The 23,884-nt window shown below is 47.1% G+C and carries 19 protein-coding genes; 5 read left to right on the top strand and 14 right to left on the bottom strand.

The window, feature by feature from the left end; genetic code table 11:
* Positions 1-195 precede the first annotated feature (195 nt).
* The 3 genes from thiW to thiE all read left to right on the top strand — a co-directional run bounded on the left by thiW (position 196) and on the right by thiE (position 2,386).
* Positions 196-789: an energy coupling factor transporter S component ThiW gene (gene thiW / locus DW922_RS07950; protein WP_118719229.1), complete on the top strand. Its 594-nt coding sequence runs from the start codon at positions 196-198 to the stop codon at positions 787-789.
* Complete coding sequence (locus DW922_RS07945; protein ID WP_118726273.1) at positions 713-1,675, top strand: hydroxyethylthiazole kinase; 963 nt, start codon at positions 713-715, stop codon at positions 1,673-1,675. The genes thiW and DW922_RS07945 overlap by 77 nt, the downstream gene beginning before the upstream one ends.
* 81 nt (positions 1,676-1,756) lie before the next feature.
* Positions 1,757-2,386, top strand: coding sequence for a thiamine phosphate synthase (gene thiE, locus DW922_RS07940; RefSeq protein WP_118726272.1), 630 nt, complete (start codon positions 1,757-1,759; stop codon positions 2,384-2,386).
* A gap of 65 nt (positions 2,387-2,451) precedes the next feature.
* Here thiE and DW922_RS07935 read toward each other — a convergent pair whose 3' ends face one another.
* The 5 genes from DW922_RS07935 to DW922_RS07915 form a co-directional block, all read right to left on the bottom strand.
* Entirely contained in the window at positions 2,452-3,027 is a 576-nt protein-coding gene (locus DW922_RS07935; RefSeq protein ID WP_118726271.1) for a hypothetical protein, read from the bottom strand.
* Positions 3,028-3,048: 21 nt separating this feature from the next.
* Positions 3,049-3,780: an ABC transporter permease gene (locus DW922_RS07930; protein WP_118726270.1), complete on the bottom strand. Its 732-nt coding sequence runs from the start codon at positions 3,778-3,780 to the stop codon at positions 3,049-3,051.
* Positions 3,780-4,625: an ABC transporter ATP-binding protein gene (locus tag DW922_RS07925; RefSeq protein WP_118726269.1), complete on the bottom strand. Its 846-nt coding sequence runs from the start codon at positions 4,623-4,625 to the stop codon at positions 3,780-3,782. The genes DW922_RS07930 and DW922_RS07925 overlap by 1 nt, the downstream gene beginning before the upstream one ends.
* A gap of 432 nt (positions 4,626-5,057) precedes the next feature.
* Positions 5,058-6,110, bottom strand: coding sequence for a tyrosine-type recombinase/integrase (locus DW922_RS07920; RefSeq protein WP_118719219.1), 1,053 nt, complete (start codon positions 6,108-6,110; stop codon positions 5,058-5,060).
* A gap of 52 nt (positions 6,111-6,162) precedes the next feature.
* Entirely contained in the window at positions 6,163-6,888 is a 726-nt protein-coding gene (locus tag DW922_RS07915; protein ID WP_118719217.1) for a tRNA 2-thiocytidine biosynthesis TtcA family protein, read from the bottom strand.
* A gap of 289 nt (positions 6,889-7,177) precedes the next feature.
* Here DW922_RS07915 and rbr point away from each other — a divergent pair, with 289 nt between their 5' ends.
* Positions 7,178-7,717 (top strand): rubrerythrin, encoded by a 540-nt coding sequence (rbr, locus tag DW922_RS07910; protein WP_118719215.1) that lies wholly within the window; start codon positions 7,178-7,180, stop codon positions 7,715-7,717.
* A gap of 154 nt (positions 7,718-7,871) precedes the next feature.
* On the opposite strand, the gene DW922_RS07905 is transcribed toward rbr, so the two are convergent.
* The 7 genes from DW922_RS07905 to DW922_RS07875 all read right to left on the bottom strand — a co-directional run bounded on the left by DW922_RS07905 (position 7,872) and on the right by DW922_RS07875 (position 18,982).
* Complete coding sequence (locus tag DW922_RS07905) at positions 7,872-8,885, bottom strand: WYL domain-containing protein (RefSeq protein ID WP_118726268.1); 1,014 nt, start codon at positions 8,883-8,885, stop codon at positions 7,872-7,874.
* Between the two features lie 153 nt (positions 8,886-9,038).
* Positions 9,039-10,304, bottom strand: a complete 1,266-nt coding sequence (locus DW922_RS07900) for an amidohydrolase family protein (protein WP_118726267.1) — start codon at positions 10,302-10,304, stop codon at positions 9,039-9,041.
* 98 nt (positions 10,305-10,402) lie between these two features.
* Positions 10,403-12,637, bottom strand: a complete 2,235-nt coding sequence (locus DW922_RS07895; protein WP_118726266.1) for a DPP IV N-terminal domain-containing protein — start codon at positions 12,635-12,637, stop codon at positions 10,403-10,405.
* Between the two features lie 18 nt (positions 12,638-12,655).
* Positions 12,656-14,188: an AbgT family transporter gene (locus DW922_RS07890; RefSeq protein WP_243032132.1), complete on the bottom strand. Its 1,533-nt coding sequence runs from the start codon at positions 14,186-14,188 to the stop codon at positions 12,656-12,658.
* A gap of 117 nt (positions 14,189-14,305) precedes the next feature.
* On the bottom strand, positions 14,306-14,764 hold the full coding sequence (locus DW922_RS07885; RefSeq protein ID WP_118540570.1) for a DUF2798 domain-containing protein: 459 nt from the start codon (positions 14,762-14,764) through the stop codon (positions 14,306-14,308).
* Positions 14,765-15,180: 416 nt separating this feature from the next.
* On the bottom strand, positions 15,181-16,956 hold the full coding sequence (locus tag DW922_RS07880; RefSeq protein WP_243032130.1) for an LCP family protein: 1,776 nt from the start codon (positions 16,954-16,956) through the stop codon (positions 15,181-15,183).
* Positions 16,957-17,002: 46 nt separating this feature from the next.
* Positions 17,003-18,982 (bottom strand): NlpC/P60 family protein, encoded by a 1,980-nt coding sequence (locus DW922_RS07875; protein WP_195715033.1) that lies wholly within the window; start codon positions 18,980-18,982, stop codon positions 17,003-17,005.
* A gap of 484 nt (positions 18,983-19,466) precedes the next feature.
* On the opposite strand from DW922_RS07875, the gene glmS reads away from it, so the two are divergent.
* Positions 19,467-21,293: a glutamine--fructose-6-phosphate transaminase (isomerizing) gene (glmS, locus tag DW922_RS07870; protein ID WP_118726264.1), complete on the top strand. Its 1,827-nt coding sequence runs from the start codon at positions 19,467-19,469 to the stop codon at positions 21,291-21,293.
* A 67-nt stretch (positions 21,294-21,360) separates the two neighbouring features.
* Here the strand turns inward: glmS and DW922_RS07865 are convergent, their stop codons facing one another.
* Positions 21,361-22,317: an NAD(P)-dependent oxidoreductase gene (locus DW922_RS07865; protein WP_118726263.1), complete on the bottom strand. Its 957-nt coding sequence runs from the start codon at positions 22,315-22,317 to the stop codon at positions 21,361-21,363.
* A 32-nt stretch (positions 22,318-22,349) separates the two neighbouring features.
* The gene (locus DW922_RS07860; protein WP_118540566.1) at positions 22,350-23,693 is read right to left on the bottom strand and encodes an MATE family efflux transporter; all 1,344 of its coding nucleotides are present in this window, start codon (positions 23,691-23,693) and stop codon (positions 22,350-22,352) included.
* Between the last annotated feature and the right edge of the window lie 191 nt (positions 23,694-23,884).

The following is a 23,884-nucleotide window of genomic DNA, read 5'->3' as shown; positions in this document are numbered from 1 at the left end:
TGGGAATCCGTGTTTTCGGAGTGAGAGGAAGTAAGTAAACTTCGACCGAACAAGAATTAGTATACTGTCTTATTCACATTTCGCATAATGATGCAGAACGTGAGTCATACCGTACACTACCTGCCGCTATCTGACCTGTTTCTTTGGAATCTGGCTCTGGCGGCAGGATTCTGGAAAAAACAGGAGGACAAACAAATGGAAAAACAAAGAATGAAAACGTTTCGCATGGTATTTTTAGCTATGATGGTAGCAATCGGAGTCGTAATTTCACCGATCTTACGGATTGAGGGAATGTGCCCGACTGCGCATCTGATCAATATTACCTGTTCTGTATTTATGGGACCGTGGTATTCCCTTCTCTGCGCCTGTATGATCGGTGTGATCCGTATGATGTTTATGGGCATTCCGCCGTTAGCACTGACGGGTGCGGTATTTGGAGCGTTTTTATCTGGTGTATTTTACCGTGCATCGAAGGGAAAAATCATCTGTGCAGTATTTGGTGAAATTTTTGGTACCGGAATCATTGGATCCCTGGTATCTTATCCGGTCATGGCGTTTATTATGGGACGCGATGGTCTGAACGCCTTCTATTATACCCCGATGTTTATTTCCGCAACGATCATGGGAGGCATCGCAGCTTATGTATTCCTGAAGGCATTGAGCCAGACCGGAATGCTGGCAAAATTTCAAGAGAGTCTGGGAGCAAAGGTTTATGACAGAAACGGAAGAAAGAAAACTGAAACAGTCCATGCAGCTGCAGGGCATGCTGGAGATTCGAAGGTATATTAAAGAAACGGCACCTCTGATCCATTGCATTACCAATCCGATTTCTATCCATGACTGTGCCAATATCATACTGGCGGCAGGGGGAAGACCGATCATGGCAGAGCATCCGGCAGAAGTAAGAGAGATCACGGCGGTTTCTTCTGCGCTGATGCTGAATCTTGGAAATATCACGGATGCACGGATGGAATCCATGAAAGCTTCGCTTACAGAAGCAAACCAGCGCCATATTCCAGTACTGTTAGATCTAGTCGGGGTTACCTGCAGCAGCCTTCGCCGTGATTACGCGAAGCAATTGCTGGAAAACGGAGTATTTTCTGTGATCAAGGGGAATATTTCTGAGATTCTGGCTGTTGCAGAGCTTCCTTTTCACGGGACCGGAATAGATGCAGGAGTCCAGGATGCACTTTCCGATGCAAACGAGGACTGGTATTGCCGTACAGCGAGGACACTTGCGTTTCACCTTGGCTGTACAGTTATGGCAACCGGAAAGCAGGACCTGATCGCAGATAGCCAGGATGTATTTCTTGTTTCAAATGGAAATGCCAGCTTATCTGGGATCACGGGTACCGGCTGTATGGTAGGCGCACTTACAGCGGCTTATCTTCCAGGAAATAGCAGAAAATCCGTGGTCCGGGAAAATCGTGAGAGCAAAGACATCAAAATGGCTGGCTCTCAGGACAATGGTTCTTCCAGAAATACAGGAAATCCTGCCGGGACTGGAACAACAGCAGCACTTCTTGCAGCAGCTACCATGGGAATTGCTGGGGAACATGCTTCCGGGATTTCCCGCGGGCCAGGAAGCTTTCAGGTAAACCTGCTCGATGAAATTTATGCTCTGGGGGAAGATCAGCTTCTGTCAGAAGCAAGAATACGACAGCATGCGTTTTGATTTTCACAGGAAACTGTAGAATGCAGTTCTTGGAAAAATCATTAAAAAGAAAACAGAGAAAACAGAAAAGAGGCAAACCTTATGACAAAAAATCTGGATCTGAGTCTGTATCTTGTGACAGACAGTACCTATCATACAGAGGAATCTCTCTTATATACGGTGGAAGAGGCCTGCAAGGGCGGCGTAACACTGGTGCAGCTTCGAGAAAAAAATACAGGAGGGCGTGACTATCTGGAAAAGGCCTGCAAGATCAAGAAAATCACCGATCGATATCAGGTTCCGCTGATCATCGATGACCGTGCCGATGTGGCTATGGCATGTGGTGCAGCAGGTGTCCATGTAGGAGCCTCTGACCTGCCTGTCGCTGAGGTACGTCGCTTACTTGGACCGGATAAAATTGTTGGTGCAACCGCAAAAACAGTAGAAGCAGCAAAGAAAGCTTATGAGGATGGCGCAGATTACCTTGGTGTCGGGGCAATCTACCCGACCACAACCAAGGTAACGACCGTGCTGACTGCAGTTTCGACCTTGTCGGATATCTGTAAGGCAGTTCCGATTCCGGTAGTAGCGATCGGCGGGCTGAATTTGGAGAACATGGGAATTCTGGCCGGAAGCGGGGCAGACGGAATTGCGGTTGTATCCGCGATCATGAAAGCAAAAGACCCGCAAAAAGCAGTTGCGGATCTTTTACAGGCAGTAAAGCAGCTGTAGCGATGTTCCTATTTCTGGTTTGGGAGTAAGGATACCGCTACTTTACTTATGAGTAACTTAACAGTTTAACGCCGTTTCCCGGTATAGTCCTGCTTCCGGCGTTCCTGAACCACATGATTCAGGATTCCGCCACCGACGATCATAGCGGCGGCTGTAAGTAAAACACGTTTGGCACCTTCCTGCGGGAGGGTGCTTTTTGATTTTATGGAATCTGGATAAAGCTGTAGCTGATACGGAATCTCATATGGCGTGCCCATAGCCAGTGTGTCAGCAATGACATCCAGTTCTCTGGTGAGATCTGGAACTGGAATTGTAAAATGTGAATTCGTCCCCTTTTTGCTGTCGTTTAAGATTTTCTGTTCATTTACGATCATATAATCGTAGTTTGGGCTGCTCCAGGTGATGGAGAGGTAAGCAGTTCCATCTGCCACCGTGAGTAGTGTCGGGCTCTGAACGGATGCTTTTCCGCTTCCTCCTGTCATGCTCAGCTCAATGGCATATTCTCCGTCTGCAAGCTCTGCTTTGGGTGAAAGTGATGTCTGAGCCGCTGTGGCATAAGGGGTGCCAGACAAAAATGCAATAGAAAACAGAGGGATGAGAACTGCTTTCCGGAACATTTGGTGTATCGGTATCGATTTCATAAGAAACGGCTCCTTTTTATATTACAGGTTTTTCTTTTTATACAGAAACCATGATGCTGCACAGGAAAAGCATACCAGATACAGAAGCAAAATGCCGATGCCCTGATAAGAAAACGGTTCATGGTTGGCAATGCAGCGCAGTGCAGCACTGGTCTGCGACAATGGCAGATATTCGATCACCTGGCGGATCCCGTCAGGCATATTCTGTGCCGAGAAAAAGGTATTGCAAAGGTATGCCATCGGCATAATGACATAGTTGGAAAAGCGCGGGACATCCGCGTGGTTTTTGGCGTAGAAAGAAACCACAACTCCAATGGTGGAAAACACCGCCCCATTTAAAAACATAAACAGGAACGACCAGCCATTAAAGCATAATCCCGTTCCGATCGGAAGGACCAGAAGAATGATGACCATTCCCGCATAAAGACCACGCAGGCTTCCGCCGATGATCTGTCCTGCAATGAATTGCCATAGCGGGGTAGGCGAGATCATGACCTGGTCAAACGCCTTCTCATACAGGCGCTGGACGTTTAAATTCTGTGCGATCGCATTGAAGCTTCCGTTCATTGTGGTCAGTGCAACAACGCCGGGGATCAGGAAGTTCAGATAGGACTGGCCATGCGACATCGTCTGGATGCCTAAGCCGAACACCAGAATATAAAGAAGAGGTGCGATCATGGCGGCTAATGTGATCTTATAGAAATCGCGGCGGAATTCTACCCATTTTTCCCATAGTACGGTTATAATTCCCATTATGATCTGCGTTCCAGCTGCTGCCCGATCTTTTCCAGAAAAACATCTTCCAGCGTTGTGCTGCGCAAGGAAGCCTCCGTGCTGGAAGCGGACAGATAGTGGATTGCATCCTCCTTTCCCTGAAAATAATGGTTTGTGATGCCGCCTTCTGCAGCTTCATCTACGGTATAGCGCCCAAGCGCTCCGATCATATTGGCAGGTGCATCTGTTTCACCGAGTGTTCCGTTACACATAAATCCGACCCGGTCACACAGCGTCTCAGCTTCTTCCATATAGTGTGTTGTCAAAAGAATAGTCAGATTTTGCTGGTTCAGCTTTTTTAACAGGTTCCACATCTGCCGCCGTGCCAGGGCGTCCATACCGGCAGTCGGTTCGTCCAAAAGCAGAATTTCCGGTTCTGTCAGAAGGGCGCGGCAAACCATGAGCTTCCGTTTCATTCCGCCGGAAAGCTTACGCACGGTCCGGCGGCGGTAATCGATCAGACCACAGAACTCTAACAGCTCCTCGGTACGTTCCCGGATTTTTTTTGCCGGCATATAGTAGAGCCGTCCTTGGTATTGCATAATCTCATCCATGGTCATATCCTGGCGCATGGAATATTCCTGGGTTACAACACTCAGTTTCCGCTTCAAGCGGTCATTTTTCCGTGTCAATGGTTCCCCGTCTAAAAGAATTTCCCCGTCTGTGGGCAGCAGGAGAGTGGAAAGCATGCCGATCGTCGTGGTCTTTCCGGCTCCGTTTGGTCCAAGAAGGCCAAAAAACTCCCCAGTAGCAATGCGCAGGTTCAGGTCATCCACGGCAAGAAAATGATCATATTTTTTTGTCAGGTGTTTTAGTTCAATCATGGTTTCAAAGTCCTTTTTACAGTTGATCAGGTGCCAATTGTGTGCGCAATGCGGGAACACGAAGGCACTTGGTAAGTATACCTTATTTCAACTTACACTACAATGCTTTTCAAAGATGCATGAGGTATAATGATAGGAAATCGGAAGGAGGCAGCTGCTGCCCAAGGGTATCATTTTCCAGGGATTTTGTGCATGCAAGGTATGCAGGAATAAAGCAGCATGGAAGAGGTTTGACTGGAACTATGAAAAGGACCACACAGAGGAGCCAAAACCAGAGAAAACACAACCAGCACAACCAGACAAACCAGCACAAAAGCCACAAAAAAAGAAACCGGTCTTCAAAGATTTTCGTAAGCTTCCATTAACGGATAAAAACATCATGCTGAATAATTTTTTTATCCCACATGTAGAAAATAGAAATTTTTACTACAATTAGATCTCGCGCAATTTCACTGCATTTCTTGCGCTTCTCCGGCGTTCATCCTCCAGGGCAGCGTAGTGCTTTTTCGTGGTGTTGACATCTGAATGCCCGAGAACATCTGCTACCAGGTAGATATCCCCGGTCTCACGGTACAGATTCGTGCCATAAGTGCTGCGCAGCTTATGTGGGGTGATCTTCTTTAACGGTGTCACGATCCTGGCATATTTTTTCACCAGATTTTCTACACTGCGCACGTTGATCCGTTTTCGCTGCAGGGAAAGGAAGAGTGCATTCTCGCTTCCTTCTTCGGCTACGATGCCAAACCGTTCATCTAGATAATCCTGAAGCGCGTTTTCTACCTCAGCTCCAAAATAAACGGTTACTTCCTTTCCTCCTTTCCGGTGAATATGGATACCGCCATTTTTAAAGTCGATGTCATTGATATCCAGTCCCACGCACTCGGAAACACGGATGCCGGTGCCGAGCAGCAGGGTCATCAGAGCCAGGTCGCGCAGGCGTGTGCGGTTGTGAAAGGCTTTTTGTTTCTCGGTAAGGCCGTCTCCCTGTTCTACGGCATCTAAGAGAAGCGCTACCTCATCGACATCAAGGCGGATGATCTCTTTCTCGTGGAGCTTTGGAAGCTGGACAAGGGCAGCAGGATTCGTTGCCAGCTTTTCCGTCCGGAAGAAATAGTTGTAAAAGCTTTTTAGAGAAGATATTTTCCGCATGATTCCGCGTTCCTTGTTTATGACCTCCTGATTATGGTCATTGAACCGGTACTTTAAATATTCCATGTATTCCTCCAGATCCGTTACGGTAATCTGGTCTAAATGCCCGAGCTTAAAGTCCATGCGTTCCATTTTTGCGAATACCGGATTCTCTTTCTTTAGGAAATCAAAAAAGACGGAGAGATCGTATGCATAGGCAATGCGGGTTCTGGTGGAAGTGCGCGGCTCAATCCCACGGAAAAATTCTGTGCAGAATGGAGGTAGCTCCTTCATCATTTCGCGCAGCTTCTTAATGTTTTCAATATCCTTTTGTTCATAATATGGAATATTCGCCATGATATTCAGTCCTTTCTTTGTCAGTCAGAAATGTTCGAGTCGGGATGACATTTTATTTGATATGATCCGGCCAGCCCTCGATATTTCCTGTCGTTACGGCATGAAAAAGCCGCTCCCGCACCCCTGGGCTGTCTGCATTTAGTGTGCGGATCAGGTTTTTTACATATTCCCGGTGGGTATGACCGTCCATAGGGCACGGGTTTTTGCACACAGGAAGCTGATACTTGTTGCGGAATCCCCTAACGTCAGCTTCCGATACCAGCATCAGTGGACGGATCACCGTGAGGTTCGTCCGGTCCAAATGTGTGACAGGAGAAAATGCATAAAAGCGGCCCTCATACAGCAGAGACATCATGGCTGTTTCGATCAGATCGTCTTTGTGGTGTGCATATGCAATCTTGTTGCATCCAAGCTCTAGCGCCTTCTGGTTCAGAGCACCCTTCCGCATCTTTGCACAAAGGGCACATGGATTAGACTCCTTACGCGCCTCAAAAAGGATTTTTCCGATATCAGTGGAGATGATCTCGTAGGGAATGTTAAAACCGTCGCAAAGGGCCTTTACGGGCTCTAGATTCATCGTATCCAGTCCCATATCAACCGTGATTGCAGAAAGCCGGAACGATTTCGGATAAAATTTCTGCAGGCTGGCAAGTCCGTAAAGGAGCGTAAGGCTATCCTTGCCGCCGGAAATCCCAATAGCAATGTGGTCCCCGTCTTCAATCATCTGGTACTGGTCAATTGCCTGGCGCAGCAGGCTTAAGAGGCGCTGAAGCTTCATATCGTTAAATCCTCGTCTTTCTTATAAAAAATATGGTTTTTAAGCATATTGTGAATGCTAATCAAATTGCAGGATGAAGATAATAACACTCTAACACAGAAGAATCAGAAAATCAAATACGGTATTGTACGGGATTTTCAGCCGGGATTTTCAATTTAGAAAATCCCGGCCTGTGAACAATAACCAAATAATCTTCTGAATTTCACAACAATTTATGAATGTAATGGAAAATAACAGAAAAAAGTGGTATACTACAGATAATACAAATGTATAAATGGAGGGTATTCACATGGCAAACAAATATGCAGGAACTCAGACAGAAAAAAACTTAATGGAGGCATTTTCCGGGGAATCACAGGCAAGAAACAAATATACTTATTTTGCTTCCAAAGCGAAAAAAGAAGGCTTTGAACAGATATCCGCATTGTTCTTAAAAACAGCAGACAATGAGAAAGAACATGCAAAGATGTGGTTTAAGGAGTTAAACGGACTTGGCAATACGGCAGAGAATCTGGCAGCAGCTGCAGATGGTGAGAACTACGAGTGGACCGATATGTACGATGGATTCGCCAAAACTGCAGAGGAAGAGGGATTTCCGGAGCTTGCAGCAAAATTCCGTATGGTGGCAGCTATTGAGAAAATGCATGAGGAGCGTTACCGTGCACTGCTTCACAATGTAGAGGCACAGGAAGTATTTGCAAAGAGTGAAGTAAAGGTATGGGAATGCCGCAATTGCGGACATATCGTAGTGGGAGAGAAGGCACCGGAAATCTGCCCAGTTTGCGCACATCCGCAGGCATACTTTGAAGTTCATGCAGAGAATTATTAAATGAAAAAGAGTAGAATGTCAATGTAGGTAAACCAGATACAAAACCGAAATGCTAAAATCCTTTATATTTATAAGCATTTCGGTTTTTTAACCAGGTACAACTATTCGTTAAACTATTCTTTCGCGAATAGTTGAAAATAGCAAAGGAACACTGCTATTCAGTTTCGTTTGTTTTTGAAATCCCATATTGCTCCACCATACTCCGTGTTTCTTCCTGCATGGCCGTAACAACCTCTGCGGGTCCGAGAATCTTTACCTGCGGTCCCAACGAAAATACCCATGCCAGAAACTGCCTGCTTACCCGGACATCTACATTTATGGTAATATGTTCGTCATCTGCAGGTATCATCATAATGTCTCTGCCAAAGCGGTCAATCATGACCCCGGCTAGATCATTATGGACCAGAATCCTGACTTTTTCATCTTTTCCGCCGATTATGCCAAAGCTCTTTTTGGCATAATCGGCCATATCCAGCTTTTTAAAAGAATCTTTCCCATCACGTTTTTCTTCGGACAGCTCAATATCCAGCATCTTATCAACACGGTAATGCTTGATCTTTTGCGCCTCGGAATCAAAGCCGATCATATAATAGTTTTCATCGTCCCACAAAAGGCCCCACGGGCTGATATGGTACAATTTGCCATGATGGCGTAATTCTGGCTTTTTTTTGATATTCCATTGGAAATATTTAAAGTAGATTTTCCGGTTTCCTGAGATTGCTGTGTGGATTGCATCTACGGAATAATAAATACTTTCGTTCATGTTTTTGATCCGGCCGGATACAAACACCTGACGCTGAAGCTTTTGTGCATCGTATTTACTGACCAGCGTCTCCAGTTTTTTGATCAGGACATTCGTCTTTTTTTCGGTTATGAATTTGGATGACTGGATTGCGTCTACGAGCAGCTTTAATTCAGGAAGCTCAAAAGGGCGGCTGACAACATGGTAATGATAGCGGTTGCCGGTCTGCTCTCCTTCTACCTCGATCCCAAAGGACGAAAGGTCTTTTAAATCGTTGTAGATGCTTTTTCTGTCTGCAGTGATCTCATACTGTTTGAGTGCATTTAAGATTTCAGACATTGTGATATAGTGGTCTTCGTCGGTCTTTTCCATCATGATCTGGGCAAGACGGTATAGCTTAAATTTCTGATTGGTCCCTTTCGGCATAGGCGTACATCCTTTATTCGTATATATTTTTTATCTTACATTATTTTCCGTGTGTCTGCAATCACATTATGAAAGAAGAAGGAGCAGAGGTGATTCTGCTCCTTCTTCTTTCATGCATATTAGGGAGATGCCGGTGGCGCCTCTGGTGCGTTGTTACAGGCAGCTCTCTGTCTGGTACTGGATGCCCTCCTTCATGACGAAAGCACAGTCTAAAAGAGCTTTTTTATCCTGCATCAGATCCCGTTTCCATGCAGAGATATCGGCCAGTTTTCCTGGTTCAAGGGTACCAATCTGGTCAGAAAGCTGCAAAATATCCGCATTCACAGAGGTTGCGGCCTTCAGTGCGGCAAATGGATGCATGCCGCTGCTCATCCATGCTTCGTATTCGTATCCGCTTTCGTAGTTCTGGTGGTTTGCCACAAAATCGGTGCCGTAGCCCAGCTTGATCTTGCTGCTGCAGATGACTTCGCGGCCAGCCTGCAGCGCATCCTTGTAAAGCTCCAGCTTTTTGCGGAATTCCGGCTGCTTCTTTTTGATCTCTTCCGGGTCATAGTGAACAGCTTCTTCGTATGGACTAAAGGTCGGTACCAGATAAATACCTTTTTCTTCTATGATCTGGGCCGTTTCCCGGTTCATCAGGCTTCCGTGCTCCATTCCGTCAATGCCAAAGGAAATCAGCTTCTGCATCAGTTCGTTGGTGTACACGTGTGCAGTCACAGTCTTTCCAAGCTCATGGGCGGTATCCATAATGGCTTTTAATTCTTCGTCATTGAGCTGCTGCTGGATCGGGGTATCATAAGGCGTAAAAAAGCCTCCGGTTGCCATGATCTTTAAGAAATCTGAGCCATATTTGACCTGTTCGCGCACGGCATTTACAAAATAGTCTTTGCCGGTGCCAAGGGTTATGCGTTCATTCTGAAGCTTCTGGGACAGAAGCGGGTTTCTGGCAAAGCCCTGGCTTAGATCCCCGTGGCTTCCTGCAGAGCAGAGAAACATCGGGGCAGCCACGATACGGCTTCCGGCGAAGTAGCCCTTTTCAATGGCATGCTTTACATCCAGAACGCCGTAGCTGTTGCTGGTGATGCCGCCTACGTGCCGGACGGTCGTGAAGCCCCTGCGCAGTGCTTTTTCCGCACAGCGGGCGATTGCCAGGGTTTTTGCCTCCTCACTCTGGGAATAAACTTCTTCGCGCACGGTATGCCAGTCAAAAAAGTCCATGTGCATATGCGCATCAATCATACCAGGAGTAACCTGGCAGTCAGTCAGATCAATGATCCTGGCCCCTTCCGGGATATTCATCTCATTGCCGATCTCAGCAATGTGGTCATCTTCGATTAAAATACTTTGCCCAGTCTTCCACTCCGGGGTAATGCCATCGTAGAGACGGCCGCAGCGAAGGACCTGATAACGTTTTTCCATTTGTAAATCCTCTTTATCGTTCATTTTTTATGGTTACCGTTTCTAAATGCGAGTACAGTAGCCTGTTGTTATAATTTTGTGTTGCAATCCGGCATTGCTTATTCTCCGAAGATTTCTGGATCCTCTGTACCAAGCAGGTTCCGGACAAAATAATCCATCTTCCGGCGCACAAAGTAGGCATTTGCCGGTACATTGTGGTTGGCTCTTGGCAGGACAACCAGATCATACCGTTTGTTGTGTGCGTTGAGTTCATCGCAAAGCCGCAGAGTCTGTGCCATGGAAACATTGTCATCCATAGCGCCGTAAGCCAGCATCAGCTTTCCACTCAGGTTGCCAGCCAGCCTGGTGATGTCTCCGTACCGGTAAACTTCCTCATTGTAAAGTCCGTTGTAACGCTCGGTCCAGGAATGCTCATACATGCGCTGGTCGTAGTTTCCGGAGGAAGCAACACCAACACGGTAAACCTCCGGGTATTTTAACATGGCAGAAACGGTTGCATAGCCGCCGGCAGAATTGCCCCACATGCCGATCCGGTTGAAATCAATCTGCGGATACAGATTTTTCAGCTCATTTAACGCGTAGACATGGTCTTCCAGTCCTGCGCAGGCATGAATGTTGTGGTAGCTGAGCTTATGGAAGTCCATGCCGCGACCGGGGATTCCGCGACCATCGAGGATCAGTCCGGCAAATCCAAGCTTTGCAAACGATTCCAGTCCGCCGTAGATCTCGCGGTCCATGCCGTTATCCCAGGTGAATTCACGCGGGACATTGTAAAGCTGGGCACCACCGTAAATATAGTCGATCAGCGGCCAGAAATCCTGATGTTCGGAATCTGGTGTATCCGGGCGGAAGAAAACGCCGTAAAGCTTTGTCTTTCCGTCTGCTGCCGTCAATGTGATCCGCTCCGGCATCTGGTAACCTAAGGCAAGAAGATCCGTGATATCCGCCTGCTCCAGTTCGCGCACCAGCGTTCCGTCTGTTTTCCGGAGTACGGTAACCGGAGGAAGGTCAACGCGGGAATAGGTATCCACAAAGGCATCCTGTCCCATAGAAATGTGGTGAACGGCATCCTCCGGGGTCAGGCGTGTAAGCGCGTTTCCGTCAAACCGGATGGAATAAAGCTGGTAATACAGCGGGTCGGAGCATTCCGGCACGTTGTTTGCCATAAAATAGATGGTTTCTGCTGTTTCATCGACCCGGACCAGCTTTTGTACGATCAGCTCCTTATGGGATACATCGAACAGATCGCCCTCACAAGTCCATCCCTGGCCGTTTTTGCGGTAACGGTAAAGATGGGCAAAGCCGTTTCGCTCACTCTGCCAGAAGGCTAAGGTACCGTCGCTCGTGATGCAGTTGGAAAACAGATAGCTTCCGTAGCCATCTACCAGACCAAACGCGCCAAGGTTCAGAAACAGATCGGTAGTTTCGTCTACAACGATCTCGCAGGCTCCTGTTTCGGCATTGCCGAGGTAGAGGCGCCCGTTCTGAAAGCCTCTCGCGGTCCAGGTGAAATAGAAATGTCTGCTATCTTCCATCCATTTTACCGTAGACTGGTTTGCTGCGGTAAACACAGGATAGAGAAACTCCGGTGCATCGACCCGTGTCATGGATTTGTCTTTGACAGAGCCAAGATACAGGCTGTAGTGAGGAAGCTCGTCATCGGCATCCGTCACAAACGGGCACGGATATTCATAAAGCTCCGGCCGTAAATCCTTAAGACTGTCAGAATAGGACGCGATCAGCGGGAGCTTCTTGGTCTGTCTGCGGTCTGCAAGGTAGGTGATAAAACGGGTGCCATCCGGACTCCATAAAACGTTCGGGCACTCCTTCATTCCCTGACGCTTTACGGTGATCTGGCTGTAAATGTCAATATAACAGCCGTACTCGAAATCTTCGCTCCCGTCAGAGGTAAGCTGTGTCTGCTCTCCTGTTTTTACCTCAGTCAGAAACAGGTTGTGACGGATATTGGAAATTGCATAATGTCCATCCGGAGAAAAAATTGTATTTTCTGGAATGATTTTTGAGATGTCTGGTGTGATACGATCATTTGCCGGAATACAACCGGAAACAGAGCCGCTTTCGCGGCTCTGTCCGTTACAAGGTAAATTTTGCTGATTCAGGCTTATGATTGTTTCTGTTCCATCGGATGCATTGACGCATACGGTAACGTTTAAAACATCTCCGTTAGAACGGGTCTGGCGTTCATACTGGAATGCAGTGTGATCCGGATTCCAGATGATTTTTGGATCTCCGTTCAGAACGGCATGTCTGGTATGTGCAGTCAGGAGTTTCTCTGCTGCTGCATACCGTGTACTAATAATCCCTTTTTTCATGATAAGTCTCCTGTTTGTTTATAAAAATACGTTGACACCCGGGCCAAGCGGCAGGTTTAACAGTACCCAGACAATCATCTGGACGATCCATACGAGCAGGAATGCAATGGAGTACGGAAGCATCATGGAGATCAGGCTTCCCATACCGAAGTTGCGGTCGTATTTCTTTGCCATCCCGATCGCGATCGGGATATACGGATAGATCGGGGTGATCGCGTTTGTGGTGGAATCACCGATACGGTATACGATCTGGGCGAATGCCGGGCTGTATCCGAGCATCATCATCATCGGAACCAGGATCGGTGCGAAGATGTACCATTTACCGGAGCCGCTGGTCATGAACAGGTTAACTACGCAGCAAAGGATGATGAAGAACAGCATCAGCGGGATGCCGGTAAAGCCTGCTGCCTGCAGCGCATCGGCACTCTTCACGGCGATGATCATACCAAGGTTGGTATAGCTGAACATGTTGATGAACTGTGCGATGACAAATACCAGTACGATGTAACCGGTCATGCCTTCCAGAGCCTGCCCCATTAACAGCGGAACATCGGAGCTCTTTTTGATCGTGCCTGCGATCAGACCATACACAACGCCTACCAGGATAAAGTAGATCATCAGGATCGGAACCAGACCTTTGATGAACGGACCATTTAAGATGGAGCCGTCCTCCGCACGCAGGATACCGCCGGACGGGATGACCATCAGCGCGAACAGTACAATGTAAAGAATACTGAAGATGCCTGCACCACGAAGCGCCTTTGCCTGGACCGGGGTGATCTCAGAGCTGGACTCTACGGCATCGACACCCTCTCCGTTTGCCGGATCATAGGTGCCAAGACGCGGAACGATAAACTTCTTGTTAACAAAGACGCCTGCCACAGTCAGGGTAAATACAGATACGAACATGAAGTACCAGTTGCAGGTAGCGTTTACGGTCATGGCCGGATCAATCATCTGCGCTGCGGATTCCGTAACACCGGCAAGAAGCACATCGGTACCGGCTACGATCACGCAGGCGGTAAAACCGGCATTGGTTGCGGCATATCCGGCAAGAAGTCCTGCAATCGGGTGCATGCCAACGGATTCGAAGGCAGCAGCTGCCAGAGCCGGAACAACGATGATGGAAGCCTCAGAAGCGATACTTCCGTTGATACCAAGGAACAATACGGTTGCAGTCAATGCCCAGAGCGGAACACCAAGGATCGCTCTTCTCATTGCTGTGGTAAGAAGCCCCACCTTTTCAGAAAAGCCGATCGCGATCTGCATGGCAAGGACCAGACCGAGCGGTGAGAATCCCTGGAAGTTGGAAAGCAGGTTTTCCAGCAGCCAGATGAGTCCGTCTTTGCTGATGAGGCTCTTGGCCAGAACCATTTCTCCGTTGGTTGGGTTTACGACGCTGACACCTGCCAGACTGCAGGCCAGGCTGATCAGCGCAAGGATCAGACATAACCACAAAAACAGAATGTAGGGATGGGGAAGCTGGTTCCCGACCCGTTCAATAAAATCGAGGACTTTTCCGTCCTTTTTCTTTTGTGCCATTCCCTGCATAAAAGTACCTCCTAGTTCGTTTTCTTTTTTAGATCATGGTCTTTATTATAAACAAAAAAAGAGGAAGGTGCAACCGTTCCTGTATACACCCTCCTAAATTTCTTCTTTTTGGGAATACTATTTGAAGATTTTTCCGAAAATAAAACGAACCAGCGGACCTGCTGCAAACAGCTGCCAGAAGAATGCCATCGGGAAGTTCTTGATCGTGGTGGAGATCCAGATGCTTAAGAACTCCGGCTGCAGACCGTTCTTGAATAAAATGGTTGCCATCAGGCTCATGTACGGGCACATCATCCAGATGGAAAGGACAGAGATCATCAGGATTACGAAAATAGGCTTATCTTCTGCCGGATTGAAAATTCGGAATGTAACTTTTTTGGCAATTGGTCCAACTACAAAAAAGTCAAAGATAAACGCCAGCGGACACATGATCGGGAGTTCATGAAGTGCAGCTGCAAATACGAAGTTCTGCATGCCGCCTACGTTCAGCGTTACATTGTAGCAAACCATAGCGTAAACCATGGCAAAGACCATCATGATTCCATAAACAATTTCCTGTTTTAAAGATTTTGGCATAATTTCCTCCTTGATTGCATGAGAACATCGTGCAGCTGCAAAGTATGTGGGAGAACTTCTCATGGATAAAAGAGCTGTCAGCTGGTGTACTGCCAACACCGCATCAATATGAATGCAACAAAAAATGCAGCGAAGCCGTCAAACTCGTTGCGACTCCACTGCATTCTGATTTCAGATATCGGAAACCTCTATGGCAGATTTCCGGTGTGCATCTCACTGCGTTCTCATAAAACTGTATTTTGTATTTTTCTTACCGAGGTGCTATTATAGCGGAAATTTTGATTTTGTATAATAGTTTTTTGGTAATTTTTTGAATTTTGTCTCATTAGACAAAAGTATACTCGATACAGACATATTTCTGTATATTATGACGAGTTTCACAGGAAACGCGGTACGGTGTATGTCCGGATCTGAATTTAAACACCTGGACCGGCTTCTTCTGGCTGACCAACTGCGTTCTGGCCCGGTGCTTCCAGGGCTGCATTCGTTTCTGCGGCAGTTGGTGCATTGGATGAAACAGGACCATTTGATGAATTTCCAGGAGCATTCGATGTACCAGGTCCTGTCATTTCATGATCTGGCGCAGCTGATTCCGGTGATCCCGGACGATCCTGCGGTGCACTGATCACACCAGAGGAGGTTTCTGGTTCTTCCTGGGATTTTGTTTCTGTGTTTTCCGTTGCTTCCATGGTCTCTTCTGCAGATTCTGAACTCTCCTCGATCCCTGCTGCACTGCTCTCTTCCACTGCAGGCTCTGTCTGGGCCGGCGCTGCAGCAGGCTGCTCTGATTTTCCACCAGTCTGTCCACCGCCACTGTTGCCCTCTGCGCCGATATTCTTACCGGATTCAGTATCTTTACCAGGATCTCCAAGTCCAGTCTTTTTGGCAATATAGCTGCTGATCTCCTGCACAGACTGCGGCGCTGCATAGGAGGTATCATCAAATAAGAATGCATGAAGCTGGATGACATTGCTTTCCAGTGTGGTTGGGATGACACAGGATTTTTTTCCGATCTTCATTTCCTGATGCGAAAATGGGAAACCGGAGGTCTGTCCGATGTAGTATTTTTTCGCACCCTTTGAAAGGGTGAGGACATCGTTGACGCCGATGCTGGTAGAAATCTGAGGATAAACTGCCCCAACCAGAGTCTTTAAGGTTTTAAATCCAGAAGATTTTGCTTTTTCCATTGCCTGACCCAGCACTTTCCGCTGACGTTCCGTCCGGTTAAAGTCCGTATCCATCAGACGCAGTCTCGCATAAGCAACTGCCTGGACACCATCTAAATGGTTCATACCGCTGTGCTCCAGCTGGTAGGATCCGACTCCGGTGGAGTTTACGGTTTCTGTGATAAAGGAATTGATATAGGCAAACTCTTTGTCGGTGATTTCAATATCAACACCGCCAAGTACGTTGATGGCGTCAACGACTGCCTTCCAGTTGAAGGTTGCATAATCATCGATCCGGATGTTTAAATTGTTTTCCAATGCCTGAACCGCCTGCTCATGTCCGCCGAGAAAATAAGCTTCATTGATCTTGTCGTATTTTTCTTCTTCGTTGGAAATGCGCAGGTAGCTGTCACGGAAAACAGATACCAGTCTGATCTCACCGGTCTTTTTGTTGATGCTTGCCAGCATTTCTACATCAGACAGCGCCCCTTTTCCAAGATTTCCGTCGCGGGAGTCTACTCCGAATACTGCAATCGTCCAGTATCCATTATCACGGAAATGATGATAGAGAGAAAGACCGGCGACAAGGATAACAACCAGGAAAAGGATTTTTCCCATTTCTTTCTTTTTTCTGCGTTTTTTATGCGGTCTTTCGTAAGCAGAACGATCCTGTCTCATACGGTTCTGTTGACTCCTCCTTTCTGCTGCATTCCGGTTCTTTGGATATGGATTTCCCATTTCGCTTTGTTCGATGGTGCGGTCCAGTTCTTTTTGCAGTGCATTTTCATAGGTGTCATAATCCTCCAGATCCAGTTCTTCAATCTGGTCCGGACGTAAGTCATCCTCTTCTTCGACTGGATCATAATGTGCTGTTCTTGCTGTATTTCGTGCGTAACCGGTTATTCCAGGATCCGAACTATGCCGTCTGGAACCGGAAGCTTGGGCAGTTCCCTGTTTTTTCCGTTGCTGTCTGGCACGCATGCGGTCCAGCTCGTCGCCTTCAAAGGCATCGTCTCTGTAATTCAAAGTTCCTCCTCCCTGATCTCATTCAGGATCTGTAAGATGTTTGGTTTTAATTAATCAGTCTTCGGTAATATGGCCATCCAGCGTCTCTGGTTCCGACGGTGGCATTGTTGATAGAACCGCTGGTTTCATGGACGCAGCGGACTTTTCCATCGGAAGTCCAACCAAGAAACATGACAACATGGGCATCTGCTCCGGTGCGGATCAAAAGGTCGCCCGGCTGTAAGTCTTCCCGGCTGATCCGTGTTCCAAGGGCAGCCAGGCCACTGGTACTTTCATAAGGCAGATGGTTCCCTGTCACGGACCAGTATACCCAGCTGATCCAGCCGGAGCAATCCAGACCCTTTAGGGTACGGCCATCTACGTCTGGAGAGACCAGCGTACCGAAATGATTTCCATCGTAGTTTTTGGCAGATGGTTTTCCGCCCCAATAATAAGGTACCTTACCGACGGAATTCAATGCAAACCGCAAAAGTTCTTTTCTGGTCTCGGAAATGTCCGCTGGCAGCCCATCCAGATATTCTTCAATTTCCGAAGCGGTCAGCGGTGTCCCGGTAGAAATAGAAGATACGCTCAGTCCATATTTCTGGTACCAGTCTTCGGATGCAAGTGCAATCGCAGCCTGCCGGTTCTCTTCTGTCCAGCCCTGCCAGCCGCCTTCTGTGAATTTGCTTTCGTCATTTCCGGCTGCATCCAGTGAAAAAAGGCTGGCGCTTTCCGTCAATCCACCAATCTTCATGGTAACGGTCAGGTCGACATGTCCAGGGCAGCTCAGCGTGGCCGGGCCTGTTCCGGATGCGGCTGATGTTTCGGCATTTGAAACCGATGCTTCTGAATCCTGTCCAGATGTTGCATGCCCGGATGATTCCGATGATGTTTCCTCTGTAACGGCAATGGACTGTCCGCCTTCGGATGCCTGTATGGAGACTGCCTGTTCGGCATCGGATGGAGATGCAGTCTTTTCCTGTGCCGCATAGGAAGAAGACGCCTGGGATGCATTCGCTGCCCTGGTTGGTGCCGTGATCACACCGCTGGTGGATTCCGGTATGGTTTCTGTTTCCCTGGTTTCAGCAGCAATGCTTTCCGCCTTGCTTGATTCCTGTGCCTTTTTTTCGGCTGTGGCAGCTCCGGCTGTAATCACGCCATGCGCATTGGGTGCTGTTGTTTTATCTTCTGAAGAACTTGTTTCTGATTCTGTATGTTCTCCGGCTGTTTCATAAGGAAGTTCCAGATCATCCTGTTCTTTTTCGGCTTCTGCTTCTTCCAACAATGCCTTTTTCTCCAGCTCTTCCGCAGATTTTCCAACACAGCCGGAACAGTAATATACATCACTGATGGACATAGTATAGGAATGTGCAGCTTCCCACAGTGCTTTTGCATAGGAAAGAAAGGCGGCGCTGTCTTCCGGATTATGATAATAGGTATAGACGTTGGCCATAGCCATGATCTGTGGAACATCGGAATAAGGAGAAATCGTATGACCGTCTCCATCCACTGCCTGGATCCGCACATTGCGGAAGCTGCCGATGGTCCAGGTAGATGGATCTTCTTTTTTATGCTGCGAATCTTCCGGGTTATATTTGCCAAGGATCCGTTCCCTGGGAAGTCCAAGCTTCGCTGCCATATCAGCCGGTGTGACATCGGAATAACTGTAGAGGGCGCTGGACCAGTTTGCGTCACGCGTCATCAGTTCGTGGAATACCTGTCCGGCAAGACTTTTGGTGATATCGGTGGTGTCTCCCCATTCTGGAAAGTAGTGAGCCAGATTTAACTCATCCAGAGTGGGAATCCAGACGGTCTCGGTTTCGGTCTCTGGTGTTGCAGCTAAAGATGCTGCAGCAGTCGTTTCTTCCTCCGTTTCCTGTTCGGTGGGCGTCTCGTCCACGGCTGGATGATATAGAAAAGAAATACCAATGCTTCCGGCACCAAGAACCAGCGCCATACCGGCGGCGGCCCATTTGTTTTTATAGCGGATCATGGAATCCATCAGAAGTTTCCCAATCTGCTCAGAATGTAAATGTCGTTTCATGTTTATGATCTCGTTTTTCTTTGGTTTCATATAATAATACAACATCGTATTTTAACACAGAAGTTTTCGGAAATACAGAGTGGAAACTTTAATATTTCATGAAGAAACGGTATTTCGTTGACGAAAATACCATTCTGGTCTATAATAGACGCGATTTCGTTTTGAGGAGGAACGACAATCCAATAGCAAAGCTAAGCGCCATGCACCTGAACGCCGCACGTGAAAGCCTTAGGCATAAGGCTGGCTGGCAGGTTAACGAGGTGGAGAGATAATCGAACATTCGGCGGGTACTCTCCCATGCTTCTCCGGGCGTGTGTATTCTGTGAAATATGCGGGCAACTGCAAAACAAACACAGGATAACCGGAGGGTCTTCTTTTTGTACGCATTTTTCCGAAACGATCCGAATCGTGTATGGAATCCGTGAAAAAGAAACCATTTATTTTGGCACCATGACAACAGAACAGAAAGGAATTTTTTGATATTATGTGTGGAATTATTGGATATTCAGGACCTTTAGACGCAGCAAAGATCCTCTTAGACGGGCTCAGCGGTCTGGAATACCGTGGTTATGACAGCGCCGGAATCGGACTCTGTATGGAGGATACCAGCATCTGTATCGCAAAAAAGGTCGGAAAAGTGAAAAATTTGCGGGAGTACTGCAAAGAACATGTGCATGGAACCGCTCACAGCGGAATCGGTCATACCCGCTGGGCTACCCATGGCGGAGTAACCGATGCAAATGCGCACCCACATCGTGCGGGCAAGGTAACTTTGATCCACAATGGAATTATTGAAAATTACCATGAACTGACCGAACGCTTCCATCTGGATGGCAAGCTTGTTTCCCAGACAGACAGTGAAGTGGCTGCACGCGTGCTCGACGCCCTTTACGAGGGGGATCCGCTTCTGGCAATCCGGAAACTGCAGGATCTGCTGGAGGGTTCTTATGGCTTCTGCATCATGTTTGATGATCAGCCTGGCTCTGTGTATGCGATCCGAAAGGTAAGTCCTCTGGTAGCATCTTACACTCCGGCCGGTGCACTGATCGCTTCCGATCTTACCGCGCTGATCCCGTACAGCAATCAGTACTTTGTAGTCCCGGAAGATAAGATTGTACGCCTGACTCCGTATAAAGTGCATGTTTACAATCTGGATGATATCTTTTCTAAGGTTTATCCGGAAATCCTGACCGTAAACTGGAACATGGATGCAGCCATGAAGAACGGATATCCGCATTTCATGATGAAAGAGATCCATGAACAGCCGGAGGCAATGAAAAACACGATCATGCCGCGTATCAGCAAAGGGCTTCCGGACTTTTCAGATGATGGGATCCCGGATGAACTGTTTGAAAATTGCGATCAGATCCACATTGTAGCGTGCGGAACGGCCATGCATACCGGCATGGTGGCGCGTGCCCTGATCGAACCGATTCTCCGAATTCCGGTTACCGTAACCATTGCTTCAGAATTTCGATATGAACAGCCGTTGATTGATGAGCGCACCCTGGTCTTGATCATCTCCCAGTCCGGTGAAACGATTGACACGCTGGCTGCGCTTCGTCTGGCACATGACTATGGCTCGAAAACCCTTGCAATCGTAAATGTAAAGGGTTCTACTATTGCGCGGGAAAGTGACTATGTTTTATATACGCATGCCGGTCCGGAAATTGCTGTGGCAAGCACCAAGGCTTACTCCGTACAGCTTGCCGCACTTTATATGATCGGATGCCGCATGGCCCTGGTACGTGGGAAATTTACGGAAAACCAAGCCATGGATTTCCTTGCTGATCTTCTGGATGTGATTCCGGCTATGGAAACCATGATCGCACAGGAAGAAAAGATCAAGGCTGTAGTCTCCCATATCATTCCGAAGCCGGATGCGTTCTTTATCGGACGCGGACTGGACTATGCTTTTTCCTTGGAGGGCGCACTGAAGCTAAAGGAAATCTCCTACATCCATGCGGAGGCTTATGCAGCAGGAGAACTGAAGCACGGAACGATCGCTTTGATCTCCGACCAGGTTCCGGTCATTGCCATTGCAACACAGGAACGTGTGTTTGCAAAGACCATTTCCAATATCCGCGAGGTAAAGGCCCGTGGGGCATTTGTGATCCTGCTCACGAAGGAATCTTCCGTGGTAGATGAGAATCTGGCAGATATTTTGATCCGCATTCCAGATATGGATGACCACTTTACGGTATTCCCGATCGCGGTCGTACTGCAGCTGATCGCGTACTACGCTTCTCTTGGAAAGGACCTGGATGTGGACCAGCCGAGAAACTTAGCGAAGTCCGTAACGGTGGAATGAGATAAAATCCCAAAAAATTTCTCAGTTCCAAAACCCGGAAGTTATATCATCACTTTGCTGCCAGATACTATAGACCTGATACAACATTGATCGGATTCCCTTCCATAAACTGCTTTATATTATCCGCCAGAATAGAAACCAACCGCTGTCTTGTCTCAAGTCCTTTCCATCCCATATGTGGTGTCAAAAGGACATGATCCATAGTATAAAGAGGGTTGGTTTCTTCAGGTGGCTCAGTTTCCTGAACATCAAGTCCGGCTCCTGCAATCGTACCATTTTTCAATGCTTCTATAAGAGCTGACTCATCAATAAGTGCACCTCTTGAAGTATTAATGATAAACGCTGAAGGCTTCATAAGGGATAAGGACTCTTTGTTTATCATATGTTTTGTACTTTCTGCCAATGGACAGTGTAAGGAAACATAATCACTATTCTTAAGTAATTCCTCAAGCGATACATAGCGGATCCCCTTCTCATCCTCTCTCGGTGTCCTGGTATATACAAGTATGTTCATATCCAAAGCCCGTGCGATCTGGATAACTTTCCTGCCAATGTGTCCTGCACCTATAACACCAAGTGTTTTTCCATTTACCTCAACATGCGGAACCTGAAGATTTCTGGTAAAATTGTCATGATTTCCGCATGCCAGCATCTTCATCTGCACCTGCATTGCAGAACTCAGATTCAATATCATCATGATCACCGTATGTGCTACACGTTCTGTGCTGTATGCCGGGATATTGCAGACTGTAATCCCCTTCTTCCGTGCTGCTTCAAGAGCAATATTATTATATCCTGTACCTGCCTCGCAGATCAGTTTAACAGATTCCGGGAATTTCTGTATCATTTCTGCACTCACAGGCATCTCCTTTGTTACAATGATATCTGCACTCTGAATACGCTCTGACAGCTGCTGTTCTGTTGTATCATCATATACTGTAACATCAGAAGATAAAATGGAAAAATCCAGCTTCCCATCAAAATTCATTTTCTTTGCATTCAATACCACACATTTATCGTTCATACTATAAATTCCTCCATTTAAATTACTTTAGGCTATCGGGATTGCACCTCTTTATCAGTCGGCCATGCTCTCCGAAGAGCCACATAGGATATTAAAAAGTTTGCAAACCAACCTGCTGGTACAGCAAGCCAGACAAATACAATACCAAAACGCGGTGCACAAATCAACGCAACCGACAGGCGAATCGCCAGGTTCACCATATTTGCAATAAGGAACGGGCGCATGATTCCAAGACCACGCAGAACCCCATCGGTTGCCATTTTGATTCCCATAAAGATGAAGAAGTAACCGAGCCATCTCATATAACCCTCGGATACCTGATAAGCCAGGGCAGTTCCATCTTTGCCAAGGAATAGCGAGGAAATCTGAGTATGCAATGTTTCAATGACTATAAAAGCAAGAACTGCAAAACATACATCTAACACCAGTGCAGCGTGATATCCTTTTTTGATCCGTTCAATTTTCTTTGCACCAAGATTCTGGGAAACATATGGGGAAACCGCATTGCCAATTGATACAAAAATCAATGAAAAAACATTCTCTACCCGCATCGTCGCCGCATACCCCGCAAGTGCCTGTGTACCGAAAGGATTTACAACAGCCTGTACGATCATCATACCGATGGACACTGTAGACTGCTGAAGAACCGAAGGTACAGCAATTTGAAGCATGGAATATAACTCCTGCCTGTTAAACCAATCAAAGCGACTTTTATATCGACGCATCCGGCTAAGGAAAAGAAAAAGTGAACACACCGCAGAAATCCCCTGTGCTATAAGAGTCGCAAGGGCTGCACCAAACACACCGAGACCAAGTCCGGCCACCATCCAAAGATCCATAAAAATATTTAAGATTGACGAGAATACCAAGAGTCCCAGTGGGATTTTTGATTCACCAATGGAAGTGAACATGTTGGAAAGAATATTATACATAAACAGAAACGGAAAGCCCACAAAATAGACCCGCAGATATAACACTGCATCATTCAGTATATCGCCAGGGGTTTGTAATACCCGCATCATCGAGTGGGAAAAGCAAAAGCCAAAAACACCAAGGACTATGCTTAGAATTAAAAAGCTAAACAAGGACGTTGACACGATGGTCTTCATTTTTCCATACTCCCTGGCACCGAAATAGCGGCTCACGAGCACACCGGCACCGACACCTGCTCCCAGTGCCACACAAATGAAAACATTGGTCAGCGCTGCGCAGGCCCCGATAGCTGCAAGTGCAGAGGAGCCAACAAATTGGCCGACGATGATAGAGTCAGCCATATTGTATATTTGCTGAAAAAAACTGCCCAAAATCATCGGCATTGCAAAAACCGTCAACGCTTTAAGAGGCGTTTCTGCGATCAAATATTCATCTTTTGACATTATCATATTCCTCCACAGCCTTTATAATTTCACTTATTCTTTCCTTCACCAGAATTGATTCCTTGTGTTCAAAATGCAAGTTTTAAATTACGTTTCGAAATAATTATATGTAGTTACAGCTGCTAAGTCAAGCCAGAGTTTACTTTCAGCAACATAAATGATATGATATTTAAGGAAAATTACTATTCGGA

The sequence above is a fragment of the Clostridium sp. AM42-4 genome (assembly GCF_003480105.1).
Classification (GTDB): Bacteria; Bacillota; Clostridia; order Lachnospirales; family Lachnospiraceae; genus Brotaphodocola.
Note: the sequence above shows the minus strand (reverse complement) of the source record. Positions and strands in the feature narration are given on the sequence as shown.

Bases quoted from the DNA above. Each gene is read 5' to 3' on its own strand.
- thiW (WP_118719229.1), top strand. From the start codon at position 196: ATGGAAAAACAAAGAATGAAAACGTTTCGCATGGTATTTTTAGCTATG.
- DW922_RS07945 (WP_118726273.1), top strand. From the start codon at position 713: ATGACAGAAACGGAAGAAAGAAAACTGAAACAGTCCATGCAGCTGCAG.
- thiE (WP_118726272.1), top strand. From the start codon at position 1,757: ATGACAAAAAATCTGGATCTGAGTCTGTATCTTGTGACAGACAGTACC.
- DW922_RS07935 (WP_118726271.1), bottom strand. From the start codon at position 3,027: ATGAAATCGATACCGATACACCAAATGTTCCGGAAAGCAGTTCTCATC.
- DW922_RS07930 (WP_118726270.1), bottom strand. From the start codon at position 3,780: ATGGGAATTATAACCGTACTATGGGAAAAATGGGTAGAATTCCGCCGC.
- DW922_RS07925 (WP_118726269.1), bottom strand. From the start codon at position 4,625: ATGATTGAACTAAAACACCTGACAAAAAAATATGATCATTTTCTTGCC.
- DW922_RS07920 (WP_118719219.1), bottom strand. From the start codon at position 6,110: ATGGCGAATATTCCATATTATGAACAAAAGGATATTGAAAACATTAAG.
- DW922_RS07915 (WP_118719217.1), bottom strand. From the start codon at position 6,888: ATGAAGCTTCAGCGCCTCTTAAGCCTGCTGCGCCAGGCAATTGACCAG.
- rbr (WP_118719215.1), top strand. From the start codon at position 7,178: ATGGCAAACAAATATGCAGGAACTCAGACAGAAAAAAACTTAATGGAG.
- DW922_RS07905 (WP_118726268.1), bottom strand. From the start codon at position 8,885: ATGCCGAAAGGGACCAATCAGAAATTTAAGCTATACCGTCTTGCCCAG.
- DW922_RS07900 (WP_118726267.1), bottom strand. From the start codon at position 10,304: ATGGAAAAACGTTATCAGGTCCTTCGCTGCGGCCGTCTCTACGATGGC.
- DW922_RS07895 (WP_118726266.1), bottom strand. From the start codon at position 12,637: ATGAAAAAAGGGATTATTAGTACACGGTATGCAGCAGCAGAGAAACTC.
- DW922_RS07890 (WP_243032132.1), bottom strand. From the start codon at position 14,188: ATGCAGGGAATGGCACAAAAGAAAAAGGACGGAAAAGTCCTCGATTTT.
- DW922_RS07885 (WP_118540570.1), bottom strand. From the start codon at position 14,764: ATGCCAAAATCTTTAAAACAGGAAATTGTTTATGGAATCATGATGGTC.
- DW922_RS07875 (WP_195715033.1), bottom strand. From the start codon at position 18,982: ATGAAACGACATTTACATTCTGAGCAGATTGGGAAACTTCTGATGGAT.
- glmS (WP_118726264.1), top strand. From the start codon at position 19,467: ATGTGTGGAATTATTGGATATTCAGGACCTTTAGACGCAGCAAAGATC.
- DW922_RS07865 (WP_118726263.1), bottom strand. From the start codon at position 22,317: ATGAACGATAAATGTGTGGTATTGAATGCAAAGAAAATGAATTTTGAT.
- DW922_RS07860 (WP_118540566.1), bottom strand. From the start codon at position 23,693: ATGTCAAAAGATGAATATTTGATCGCAGAAACGCCTCTTAAAGCGTTG.